The 12,144-nt window shown below is 70.4% G+C and carries 10 protein-coding genes; 7 read left to right on the forward strand and 3 right to left on the reverse strand.

Going from position 1 to position 12,144, the window contains the following annotated elements; all coding sequences use genetic code 11:
• Positions 1-92 precede the first annotated feature (92 nt).
• Entirely contained in the window at positions 93-1,937 is a 1,845-nt protein-coding gene (locus ACFWGP_RS11195; protein ID WP_275506278.1) for a Xaa-Pro dipeptidyl-peptidase, read from the forward strand.
• Positions 1,938-2,067: 130 nt separating this feature from the next.
• On the opposite strand, the gene ACFWGP_RS11200 is transcribed toward ACFWGP_RS11195, so the two are convergent.
• A complete protein-coding gene (locus ACFWGP_RS11200; protein ID WP_231432069.1) occupies positions 2,068-2,505 on the reverse strand; it encodes a MarR family winged helix-turn-helix transcriptional regulator in 438 nt (145 codons plus the stop codon).
• A gap of 10 nt (positions 2,506-2,515) precedes the next feature.
• Positions 2,516-4,237, reverse strand: a complete 1,722-nt coding sequence (locus ACFWGP_RS11205) for an MDR family MFS transporter (RefSeq protein ID WP_376930934.1) — start codon at positions 4,235-4,237, stop codon at positions 2,516-2,518.
• Positions 4,238-4,410: 173 nt separating this feature from the next.
• On the opposite strand from ACFWGP_RS11205, the gene ACFWGP_RS11210 reads away from it, so the two are divergent.
• The 6 genes from ACFWGP_RS11210 (at position 4,411) to ACFWGP_RS11235 (ending at position 11,025) form a co-directional block, all read left to right on the forward strand.
• A complete protein-coding gene (locus ACFWGP_RS11210) occupies positions 4,411-5,625 on the forward strand; it encodes a CdaR family transcriptional regulator (RefSeq protein WP_231432068.1) in 1,215 nt (404 codons plus the stop codon).
• Between the two features lie 295 nt (positions 5,626-5,920).
• Complete coding sequence (locus ACFWGP_RS11215; RefSeq protein ID WP_376930935.1) at positions 5,921-7,852, forward strand: M64 family metallopeptidase; 1,932 nt, start codon at positions 5,921-5,923, stop codon at positions 7,850-7,852.
• A 365-nt stretch (positions 7,853-8,217) separates the two neighbouring features.
• Positions 8,218-8,706, forward strand: coding sequence for a 50S ribosomal protein L10 (gene rplJ / locus ACFWGP_RS11220; protein WP_231432066.1), 489 nt, complete (start codon positions 8,218-8,220; stop codon positions 8,704-8,706).
• Positions 8,707-8,754: 48 nt separating this feature from the next.
• The gene (gene rplL, locus ACFWGP_RS11225; RefSeq protein WP_231432065.1) at positions 8,755-9,138 is read left to right on the forward strand and encodes a 50S ribosomal protein L7/L12; all 384 of its coding nucleotides are present in this window, start codon (positions 8,755-8,757) and stop codon (positions 9,136-9,138) included.
• Positions 9,139-9,298: 160 nt separating this feature from the next.
• Positions 9,299-9,772, forward strand: coding sequence for a MarR family winged helix-turn-helix transcriptional regulator (locus ACFWGP_RS11230; RefSeq protein ID WP_376930936.1), 474 nt, complete (start codon positions 9,299-9,301; stop codon positions 9,770-9,772).
• Positions 9,769-11,025, forward strand: a complete 1,257-nt coding sequence (locus tag ACFWGP_RS11235; RefSeq protein WP_275506280.1) for an MFS transporter — start codon at positions 9,769-9,771, stop codon at positions 11,023-11,025. The genes ACFWGP_RS11230 and ACFWGP_RS11235 overlap by 4 nt, the downstream gene beginning before the upstream one ends.
• A gap of 53 nt (positions 11,026-11,078) precedes the next feature.
• On the opposite strand, the gene ACFWGP_RS11240 is transcribed toward ACFWGP_RS11235, so the two are convergent.
• Positions 11,079-12,140, reverse strand: a complete 1,062-nt coding sequence (locus tag ACFWGP_RS11240; protein WP_376930937.1) for a LacI family DNA-binding transcriptional regulator — start codon at positions 12,138-12,140, stop codon at positions 11,079-11,081.
• Between the last annotated feature and the right edge of the window lie 4 nt (positions 12,141-12,144).

Consider the following 12,144-nt stretch of genomic DNA (forward strand, 5'->3'; position numbering starts at 1 on the left):
ACCCCTAGCGTGTGGAGGAGCCACGGGGTCGTGGCACCGCGCAGAGACGCGGGTGGAGGCCGTGGCCCCGGCATGACCGAAGGAGCATCCGCATGTCTTCAGCGGTACCCACCACCGCACGACGACGCACCATCCGCACCGCAGCCCTGCTCACCGCCGTGATCGCCGGCGCCGGCCTCGCGGCCGCCTCGCCCGCGTACGCGAGCCCCGACCCGACTGATCCGACCTTCGTCGACGGACTCTCGCAAGCCGTCTTCACGAAGAACTCGGCCGAGTGGGTCAACGAGGAGGCCTGGGTCGAGAGCGAGGTCGACTCCGACCGCGACGGGCGGCCCGACCTCGTGCACATCGACGTCAGCCGAGTGCCCGAGACCGAGACCGACGGCCTCGACGTGCCGGTCATCATGGAGCTGAGCCCGTACTACGCAGGCGGCTCGCAGGTGACGAACTGGTCGGTCGACCACGAGATCGGAGATCCGCCCTCGACGAAGGACCCGTGGCCCGCGTACCAGCCGACGAACCGCACGAGCCCGACCATCTCTCGCTCGCTCGAGAACACGTGGGTGCCCCGCGGCTTCGCCGTCGTGCACGCCGAGGGCTTCGGCAGCGGCTGGTCGGAGGGCTGCCCCACCTCGGGCGGGGTGAACGAGTCGCTCGCCGGCAAGGCCGTCGTCGACTGGCTGAACGGCCGCGCGAAGGCGTACACGAAGCCCGACCGCGCAACCGAGGTCGCGGCCGACTGGACGACCGGCAGCGTCGGCATGATCGGAACGTCGTACAACGGCACGCTGCCGATCGGCGTCGCGTCGACGGGCGTCGAGGGACTCGACGCGATCGTGCCCGTCTCGGCGATCTCCGACTGGTACGACTACTACCGCGCGAACGGCGCGGTCCGCGCACCGGGCGGATACCAGGGCGAGGACCTCGACGTGCTCGCCGACTACGTGTACACCCGGTTCGACCAGGAGATCTGCCAGCCGGTCATCGACGAGCTGCGGGCGAACCAGGACCGCGCGACCGGCGACCGCAGCGCGTTCTGGGAGGAGCGGAACTACCTCGCGAACGCCGACCGCATCAGCGCGGCGACCCTCGTCGCGCACGGGCTCAACGACTGGAACGTCATGACGAAGAACGCCTCCGCGCTCTACGAGGAGCTCAAGGCGAACGGCGTGCCGCACCAGATCTACCTGCACCAGGGCGGCCACGGCGGCAACCCGAACGACACGCTGCTCAACCGCTGGTTCACGCGGTACCTGTACGACGTCGAGAACGGCGTCGAGCAGTTGCCGAAGGCGTACGTCGTGCGCGAGGACCGCACCCTCACCGAGTACCCCGAGTGGCCCGACCCGGCGACGGAGGACGTGAAGCTCAAGCTCGCGCCCGCCGTCGAGGCCGACGGCGTCGGCGCGCTCGCCGCGTCGCGCAACGGATCGAAGGCGACCGAGGACCTCGTCGACGACGCGGGCATCCGCGCCGCCGACCTGGCCGCCGCCGCATCGTCGCCGAACCGGCTCGCGTACCGCACGGCGGCGCTCGGCGAGCCGCTGCGGCTCTCGGGCACGCCGACGGTCTCGCTGCGGATCGCGGTCGACCGGCCGAAGGCGAACCTCACCGCCCTCCTCGTCGAGTACCCGCTGACGGGAGCCCCGAAGATCATCACGCGGGGCTGGATGGACGTCGAGAACCGCGACTCCGACGCGGTGACGACGCCCGTCGCTCCCGGGGTGGCGTACGACTTCGCGTTCGACCTGCAGCCGAAGGACTACGTGTTCTCGGCGGGCTCGCAGATCGGCGTCGTCGTGCTCTCGAGCGACCAGGAGTACACGGTGCGCCCGGCGCCGGGCACGACGCTCACGCTCGACCCGTCGAAGTCGACCGTGCACCTGCCGCTCGTCGGCGGCATGGAGGCCCTGCAGGCGTCGCTGCACGCGGGCTGAGCGCGACGGAGACGCAGAAGGAGCGTATCGGGACCCCGGCGGGTCTCGATACGCTCCTTCGTCGCGGCCGGAACGGCGGGGGAGTCCGTCCGGCGCGGTCCGGGCGGCGGGGGGAGGTCCGCCCGGAGGTTCAGGCCTCCGACAGCACCTTCAGCATCTCGGCGAAGGTCTCGAGCTCGGACACGGAGCGCTCGCTGAGCGCTTCGTGCAGCCGTGCCTGGTTCTTCACCCGCAGGGCCGCGACCCGCTCGACCGCGAACGGGGTGGGCTCGAGCACCCGCACCCGGCCGTCTCGCTCGTCGGGGCGGCTCACGACCAGCCCGTCCTCCTCGAGGATGCGCACCTGGCGGCTCACGACGCTCTTGTCCATGTCGAAGAGCTCCGCGAGCTGATGCGCGTTCGACGAGCCCAGTCGCACGATCGTCGAGAGCAGCTTGTACCCGGCCGGGTTCAGCTCGGGGTGGATCTGCTGCGCCGCCTCCTTCCAGACCGTGCGGGCACGGTTGAAGACGAGGCCGAGTTGCTCTTCGACGCGGGCGATGGCCTCGTCGAGGGAGGGGGAGGTCATGGCGATCATGCTACTTGCGCGCCTCCTGCGCCGTGGCCGTCGCCGACGAGCGGGCGGATGCCTCGCGGTCGGCGACGGTCGCGGCATCCGAGCCCTCGACGACCTGCAGCGACGAGGTGACCGGCGCGCCGATCTCGGCCTCGGCGAGGTCGATGGCGACCTGCTCCGCCTCCTCGGCGAGGGTCTGCGCGGCATTCTTCGTCGACAGCGGCTTGTTCGGCAGGAACGCGATCGCGATGAGGCTCAGCACGGCGAGGGGGATCGCGATGATGAACACGTCGGCGATGCCCTGGCCGTACGAGCTCTCCACGATCACGCGGATCGTGTCGGGCAGCTCCGAGACCTTGGGCAGGTCGCCGGTCGCGAGCGACTTGAGCGCGTCGATCTCGTCGGGCGAGGTCGGCGTGAACTTCGCGAGGCTGCTCGTGATGTGCGTCGTCACCTGGGTGGCGAGCACCGAGCCCATGACCGTCACGCCGATGGTGCCGGCGATCGAGCGGAAGAAGTTCACGTTCGAGCTCGCGGCGCCGAGCTGCGAGGCGGGCGTGTCGTTCTGCACGATCAGGGTCAGGTTCTGCATGACCATGCCGAGGCCGGCGCCGAGCACGAACATGTAGACCGAGACGAGCGCGAACTCGGTGTCGTACTGCAGGGTCGCCATGGCGGTCACGCCGGCGGTCACGAGCACGGAGCCCAGCAGCATCCAGCCCTTCCACTTGCCGAAGCGGCTCACGAGCGCGCCGATGCCGATCGAGGCGCCCATCTGGCCGACGATCATCGGGATGGTCATGAGGCCCGACTCGGTCGGGGTGGCGCCGCGCGCCAGCTGGAAGTACTGCGCGAGGAAGACGCTCGTCGCGAACATCGCGACGCCGACCGAGATCGACGCGATCACGGCGAGGGTGAAGGTGCGGTTCGCGAAGAGGCTCATCGGCACGATGGGCTCCTCGACGAAGAACTCGGCGATGACGAAGCCGATGATCGCGGCGGCGGAGATGCCGATGACGACGAAGCTCTCGACCGAGTCCCAGTCGAACTGGTTGCCGCCCATCGACACCCAGATGAGCAGCAGCGAGACGCCGACGGTGAGCAGGATGGCGCCGAGGTAGTCGATCTTGACCCGCTCGCGGTTCGGCTTCGGCAGGTGCAGCGTGCGCTGGATGAGAATGATCGCGAGCACGGCGAAGGGCACGCCGATGAAGAAGTTGGCGCGCCAGCCGAACGCGTCGGTGATGACGCCGCCGAGCAGCGGCCCGCCGATCGTGGCGAGCGCCATGATGCCGCCGACGACACCCATGTACTTGCCGCGCTCGCGCGGCGAGATGATGAGCGCGACGGCGATCATGACGAGCGACATCAGGCCGCCGGCGCCGAGGCCCTGTACGACGCGCACGGCGATGAGCATGCCCGTGTCCTGCGAGAAGCCGGCGATGACGGTGCCCGCGACGAAGAGGCCGAGCGCGAGCTGCAGCAGCATCTTGCGGTCGACGAGGTCGGCGAGCTTGCCCCAGATCGGGGTCGAGACGGCGGTGGCGAGCAGGCTCGCCGTGATGACCCAGGTGTAGGCGGCCTGGTCGCCGCCGAGGTCGGCGATGATGACGGGCATCGAGGTCGAGACGACCGTGCCCGAGAGCACGGCGACGAACATGCCCATGATGAGGCCCGAGAGGGCCGTGAACACCTCGCGCGGCGAGCGCTGCGCCTCGGTGTCGTTCGGGAGTGTTGCAGTCAAGGGGAGATCCTCACAGAAAGTTGATTACGGTCAACTATATGCGTTTCGTTGATCTTTATCAACTATCGACTCAGGTCAACTATTCCTCAGGATCCGGCCGGTATCCTGAGATCCCAGATGCGTCGCGTACCCCCGTGGGAATCCCCCTGCGCGGTGCACCTCGGAGGCAGCCGGTGACCGTCAGTCAGCTCGTCAATCTCATCGCCCGCGAACTCGGCCGGCCGGCGCTCCTCGAGGACGGCCGGTATCGCGTCGTCGCCTTCAGCCCGCAGTCCGAGGTCATCGACGAGGTGCGGCGCCGCTCGATCCTCGAGCACCACGCCGGTCCGGGCGTGCATTCCTGGCTCGCGGGACTCGGGGTCTACCGCTCCGAGGAGGCCATGCACGTGCCGCGCAATCCCGGCCTCGGCATGCTGCAGCGGCTCTACGTCCCGATCCGCACCCAGGACGGTGCGCGCGCGCATCTCTGGCTCATCGAGGAGCCCGACGCGATGTCGCCGGAGGAGGTCGCTCGAGCCGGTGAGCTCGCCGTGCGCCTGGCCGAGGAATGGGCCCGCGTGCTCTCGTTGCGCGACGACGAGTCGGCCCGCAGGGCGGAGCGCACTCGCGTGCTTCTCATGGGCGAGGCGCGCGAGCGCCTCCTCGCGGCCGACGAGCTGGTCGCGTCGGGCGACATCGACGCCTCGGGCGCCCTCCGCGCCTACCTCCTGACCACCCGCGATCCCGGCGCGCTCAGCCGCGAGGACCTCGAGGCTGCCGAGCGCCGCATCCGCCGGGCGCTCGCGGACCTCGGCCCGCTCACCCTCGTGACCGCCGGCGGCGTGGTGCTCATCGTGCCGGACGACGGCGGGCGGCTGCACCCGGCCGTGGACGCCGTCGTCGAGCGACTGCGGTCGGCCGCCGCGCGCGGCGGCGGCCCCCTGGGCGACCCGCTCGTCGCGATCGGCGGCGCCGTCGTGCACCTGCCCGACTCGGCCCGGAGCCACCGCGAGGCGCAGCGCGCGCTCGCGATCGCCACGGCCTTCCGACTGCGGGGGCCCGCCGTCGCCTGGGACGAGCTCGGCGTGTACCGCGGCCTGCAGTCCGCGGCCGCGCTGGGCGTGCGCTCGGCGGACTTCTCGACCGGACTCGCGAGCCTTCTCGACGAGCGCGACGGAGACGTGCTCCTCGAGACGCTCGAGGCGTACTTCCGGCACGGAGGTCGGCTCCGCGACGTCGCGGGACGGCTGAACGTGCACCGGGCGACGGTCTACCACCGGCTCGCCCGCGTCGAGCGCATCCTCGGCATCGACCTGCATGACGGGCTCGAGCACCTCGGGCTCCATCTCGCGCTGCTCCTGCGCCGCATCGAGGTCGCGGCGGCCATCGAGCCGAACCTCACGGCCTGACGGGATCCGTCGCCGGTCTCGTACGACGATCGTCGCACCGGAGCTCGTGGTTGCTCGACAGTTGATCGATGACCGGGCGCCGAGGGGTTCCTAGGCTGTGAGTCACCTGACACGGGCAAGAACGGGCACGCGGCGGATCCAGCACGGGCTGAAGGCCGGCCGCGTCGCCCGACGAGGAGAGCACCACCCGCCGTCACCGCGGCGGGGGAGCGGTTCGTCGCGCCACCCATGCGCCGATCTTCCGACCGCGACGCAACGTCGCGCCGCGGGACATCCAGATGAAGGGAACCATCGCATGAACGCCCAACCGCTCGCCCCGCCGGCCTTGCCGCGAGCCGTCACGTCGCGCCCGGCGCGTCGTCGCGCCGGCGCCCTCGCGCTCGCCGCAGTGCTCGCCACCGGCCTGACCGTCGCCACGGCCCAGTCCGCGAACGCCGACGAGCCCGCCGTCGGCAGCTCGACGCTCGTCCCGATCCAGGTGACGGGCGACCCCTCCGAGCGGTTCTCGCTCGTGATCCTCGGCGACGGCTACACCGCCGACGAGCAGCCGCTCTTCCGCGAGCAGGTCGAGAAGCACCTCGAGACGATGTGGAGCATCGAACCGTACAAGAGCTACCGCAACTACTTCAACGTCTACGCGGTCGAGATCATCTCGGGCGAGTCCGGCATCAGCTGCGACTCGTCGCTCGACTCGCCCCGACGGAACACTCCGCTCAAGATGTCGTTCTGGGGCGGCTGCAACCCGAACAGCGTGCAGCGGCTGATCACGATGGACGGCGCGAAGGCCCGCGAGTACGCGAAGGCCGCGCCCAAGGTCGACCAGGTGCTCGCCCTCGCGAACAGCGACACCTACGGCGGCGCGGGCGGCAGCTATGCGACGGCGAGCGGCGGCAACTCGCTCTCGGCCCTCATCTCGCCGCACGAGATCGGGCACTCGCTCGGCGGCCTCGCCGACGAGTACGACTACTACACGCGCGGCATCACGACCGGCGACTACACGGGCGGCGAGCCCCGCTCGAAGCACCACACGATCATGACCGTCGAGGAGATGGCCGCGCAGCAGGCCAAGTGGTGGCGGTGGCTCGGCGAGCCGAGCGAGGCCGGCGGCATCATCGGCGCCTACGAGGGCGGCCAGTACTACTCGACCGGCATCTTCCGTCCGAGCCGCCACTCGATGATGAAGACCCTCGGATACCAGATGGACCAGGTCTCCCGCGAGATCATGACCGAGCGCATCTCGTCGAAGATCCCGCTCATCGCGGACGCGCCCGACGAGGCGACGCCGGTCGCGGCCGACGAAGTGATCTCGATCGATGTCGCCCACCCCGTCTACCACGAGCTCGACGTCGCCTGGGCGATCAACGGCAAGGCGGTGCCGAACCCGCACAACACGACGCAGCTCGAGCTCGCGAAGACCAGGGCGAAGCCCGGCGACACGGTGACCGTCACCGTCGTCGACAACACGCCGTTCGTGCGCGACCCCGCGCTGCGCGACTCGGCGTCGATGACCCAGACGCGTTCGTGGACCGTGGGCACCGGCCGCGCAGCGGCGACCGACGTCGAGCCGGCGTTCACCGAGTCGACCCAGACCGAGCGCCCCGTCGGCTCCGACGACGTGCTCTACGTCGAGACCACGCATCGCCCCGACCGGGTGTTCGACGTGATCTGGACGGTCGACGGCGAGCGTCAGCCGAATCCGCACAACGCGCGCACCCTCGAGCTCGCAGACCTCGACCTCTCCGCCGGTACGCACACGGTCACCGCGTCCGTCGGCGACTCGAAGCGGGCCGCCGCGGCGACCGAGACCCGCGCCTGGACGGTCGACGCGACCGGTCCGACCGTCGAGGCGGTCGTCGGAACCCCGGTCGAGACCTCGACCGGCGCGAACGGCGAGCCGCACTACGTCGTCGACGAGTCGTTCACGATGAAGCTGACGGCGAGCGACGACCAGGCCGGCGCGCTCGTGACCGAGTTCCGCCTCGACGGAGACGGGTGGCACAACTACTACGGCTGGCCGACCGACGCGGATGCGCCGTTCCTGTTCACGCCGACCGGCACGAACGTCGACGACCTCATCTACGGCAACCTCGGCACGGGCGGCATGTCGCTCTCGCCGTTCCAGGCGCGCGAGCCGGGTTACGGCGAGCACCGCGTCGAGTACCGGTCGACGGATGCCGCGGGCAACATCGGTCCGGTCGAGGCGTTCACCGTCGAGGTGCGCCCCTGAACGGGCTGACGCGCCGCATCGGCGCATCCTCGTCCGGATGATCGCGCAGGGGCACCCGGGGCCGAAGGGCCCCGGGTGCCCCTTCCGCGTGCGCCGGTGCGCCCCGCCGATTTGGCGAGGGCCGAGGCATCCGCTAATCTTGACGAAGCCGAAGACCGCTGGTTGTCGTGCGCGCTCGTGAAAGCGGGCGCATGCGACCGAAGTCTTGCGAAAGCAAGGGCCCGCGCAGGTGTGACGAAGACTTCCGAGTGATCGGCCGAGCTCCGCGCAACTGCGCCGGAGCTTTTTTCTTTCTCCCCATGCTTCCAGCGCTCCCAGGCCGTGCATCGCCTCCGCGATGCGCGTTGAGTACACAAGGAGTGGCCATGGCGAACAAGGAAGCCTCGGTTGCCGAACTCACGAACCTGTTCGAGAGCTCGACTGCCGTTCTGCTGACCGAATACCGCGGCCTGACGGTTGCACAGCTCAAGGAGCTGCGCAACAGCATCCGTCAGGACGCGAACTACGCCGTGGTGAAGAACACGCTGACCAAGATCGCCGCCAACAACGCGGGGATCACGACGCTGGACGACGACCTCAACGGTCCGTCCGCCGTCGCCTTCGTGCACGGCGACTTCGTCGCCACCGCCAAGGCCGTGCGTGACTTCGCCAAGGCGAACCCGCATCTCGTGATCAAGAGCGGCGTCTTCGAGGGCAAGACCCTCAGCGCCGACGAGGTCAACAAGTACGCCTCGCTCGAGAGCCGTGAGGTTCTGCTTGCGAAGGCTGCGGGAATGATGAAGGCGACGATGGGCAAGGCTGCCGCCACCATCGACGCGCTTCGCGAAAAGCTGGAGACCGCCGAGGCCGCGTAAGCGCCCGACGATCTCGTTCTACAAACCCCACCCATTAGGAGAAACATCATGGCGAAGCTCACCACCGAAGAGCTGCTCGAGCAGTTCGCTGGTCTCACGCTTGTCGAGCTCAGCGAGTTCGTGAAGGCGTTCGAGGAGAAGTTCGAAGTCACCGCGGCCGCCCCGGTCGCCGTCGCCGGCGCTGCCGGTGGCGCCGGTGCCGCTGAGGCCGAGGAGGAGAAGGACTCGTTCGACGTCATCCTCGAAGCTGCCGGCGACAAGAAGATCCAGGTCATCAAGACCGTCCGCGAGCTCACCTCGCTCGGTCTCGGCGAGGCCAAGGCCGTCGTCGACGGTGCTCCCAAGGCCGTGCTCGAGGGCGCGAACAAGGAGACCGCCGAGAAGGCGAAGGCTGCCCTCGAGGAAGCCGGCGCAACCGTCACCCTCAAGTAATCAGGGCGCCCGCTTCGGGCGCGCTGCTTGAGGTGACCGCGTCACCTGAACACACGGATGCCCCGTGGTCGATCATCGACCACGGGGCATCCGTCGTTCTCGGGCCCAATCGGGGAGCAACGCATTCGACAATTGCTTAGCCTAGCTATATAGTTGGGCTATGCATTCTTCCGCCGACACGTCGAGCCTGACCGCGCTCATCGGCGATCTCGTCTCGGTGAACCACCGCCTCACCCGCCTCGCCGCCGCGTCGACGGCGTCCGCCGAGTCACCCGCCGTCTGGCGCACCATCGCGGTGCTGCGCGACCTCGGCCCCATGCGCCTCGGCGAACTCGCCCGCGTCAGCCGGGTCAGCCAGCCGACCATGACGAAGCTCGTGCACACCCTCGACGACCGGGGGTGGATCCGCCGTATCGCCGACGCGAACGACGCTCGCGCGTGGCTCATCTCGGCCGACCCGTCGGGCCTCGAGGCGCTCGACGCGTGGCGCGACGAGCTCGTCGGCGCGATGGCCCCCTACTTCGACGACCTCTCGATCGACGAGCGCGAGACGCTCGCCCGAGCGGTCGCCGTCATCCGTACCCGAATCGAGCGCGCGGACGACACCGCGCGGAATGGAGCAGCGACCGCGTGACCAGCCACGCCAGCCACGAGACATCCGCATCGATCCTGAAGCAGCCGAAGGCCGTCTGGGCCGTCGCGTTCGCGTGCGTGATCGCGTTCATGGGCATCGGCCTCGTCGACCCGATCCTGCCCGCGATCGCCGAGAGCCTCAAGGCGACCCCGACCGAGACCGAGATGCTCTTCACGAGCTACCTGCTCATCACGGGGCTCGCGATGCTCGGCACGAGCTGGCTGTCGAGCCGCATCGGCGCGAAGAAGACGCTGCTCATCGGGCTCGGCCTCATCATCGTGTTCGCCGCGGCGGCCGGCCTCTCGCAGAACGTCGAGGAGGTCATCGGGTTCCGCGCCGGGTGGGGACTCGGCAACGCACTGTTCATCTCGACGGCGCTCGCGACGATCGTCGGCGCCGCAGCGGGCGGCACCGGCTCGGCGATCATCCTCTACGAGGCGGCGCTCGGTCTCGGCATCGCGATCGGCCCGCTGCTCGGCGGACTGCTCGGGCACGTCAGCTGGCGGGGCCCGTTCTTCGGCACCGCCGCGCTGATGGCGGTCGGCTTCATCGCGATCGTCGCGTTCCTGAAGGACGACGCGGGTGCCACCGCCGGGCCCGAGCCCACCAGGCTGTCGGCGCCCATCAGGGCGCTGCGCCAGCCCGCACTGGCCGTGCTCGCCGCCGCCGCGCTGTTCTACAACATCGGCTTCTTCGTGCTGCTCGCGTACTCGCCGTTCCCGCTCGGCTTCGACGCGCTCGGCCTCGGCTTCACGTTCTTCGGCTGGGGCCTCGCGCTCGCGATCACCTCGGTCTTCGTGGCGCCCCTGCTCACGGCGAGGATGCCGCGCACCCGCGTGCTCTGGATCGCGTTGCCGCTGCTCTCGCTCGACCTCGTCGCGGCGGGCCTGTTCATCTCCGACCCCGCGGCGCTCGTCGTCTGCATCGTCGTCGGCGGTCTCGTGCTCGGCGTGCTCAACACCGTGCTCACCGAGTGCGTCATGGAGGCGACCGACCTGCAGCGCTCGGTCGCGTCGAGCGCCTACTCGGCGGTGCGGTTCCTGGGCGGTGCGGTCGCCCCGCCCGCGGCGGCCGAGCTCGCCCACCTCATCTCGCCCGACGCGCCGTACTACGCGGCGGCGATCTCGGTCGGCGTCGCGCTCGTGATCGTCGTCGCCGGGCACCGCGCGCTGCGCCGGGTCGACCGGGTCGAGTCCGAACCCGAGTCATCCCTCGTCGAGGCCGAGGCGATCTCGGTCGGCGACGCGGCGTGAACCGCGCCACGACCCGATCCCGTCCGTGACGAGGCGCGGAGAGCCGGCCGGTGTCAGCGCCCCGGGGCGGTCGTGCTCGCGCGCACGACGAGGCGCGTCGGCAGCGGGGCACCCGAATCGGGCAGCGGGTCGGCGTGCTCGCCCTCGCCGAGCAGCCGCAGCACGACGTCGACGGCCAGCCGGCCCTGGTCGCCCGGCGACTGCGAGATCGTCGTGAGACCGAACATCTCGCCGTACTCGTGGCCGTCGACGCCGATCACCGAGAGGTCGCGCGGCACCGAGAGGCCGAGCCGCTCGGCGGCGCGGATCACCCCGAACGCCATCTCGTCGGAGGCGGCGAACACCGCCGTCGCGCGCGGCCCGGGCCTGCCGAGCAGCTGCAGCGCGGCCGTGTAACCCCCCGGCATGGTCATCTCGCCTTCGAGGAGCGTCGCCGCGGCGCCCGACCCGGCGCCCGCCGCGGCGCTCCCGGCGACCGCATCGCCGAGCCCGGCCGCCGCGATGGCGTCGAGATAGCCCAGCCGACGCTGGCCGTGCACGCTCCACGGCGCTGCGGCCGCGCCCGCGCCGGCGAGATGCGCGACGCGGGTGTGGCCGAGGTGCAGCAGGTGCTCGGTCGCGAGCGCGCCGACCGCCCGGTCGTCGATCGAGAGCCTGGCGCCGCCCGGCTCGCCGCCGCCGAGGCGCACGAGCGGCTTGCCCCGCTGCTCGAGCCCTTCCGCCTCGCGACTCGTGAGGTCGACGCCGACGGCGATGACCGCGTCGACGCGCTTGCGCGCGAGGAAGAACTCGAACACGCGGTCGCGCACCGGCCCCGTGTCGCCGACGTTGTAGAGCGTGAGGTCGTAGCCGGCGGCCAGGAGCGCCCGCTCGATGCCCTCGAGCACCTCGCCGAAGAACCAGCGGTTGACGAACGGGATGACGACGCCGACGTTCTTCGTGCGGCCGGTGACGAGGCTCGCCGCATCGGGCGAGGCGATGTAGCCGATCTCGGCTGCAGCCGCCTCGACCCGCCGGCGCGTGGCGACCGCGACGTGACCGCGGCCCGAGAGTGCTCGCGACGCGGTCGCCTTCGACACTCCGGCCAGGCGGGCGACATCGCCGATCGCCGCCATCAGC

Source organism: Agromyces sp. NPDC127015, from assembly GCF_042725165.1.
GTDB classification, from domain to species: domain Bacteria; phylum Actinomycetota; class Actinomycetes; order Actinomycetales; family Microbacteriaceae; genus Agromyces; species Agromyces chromiiresistens.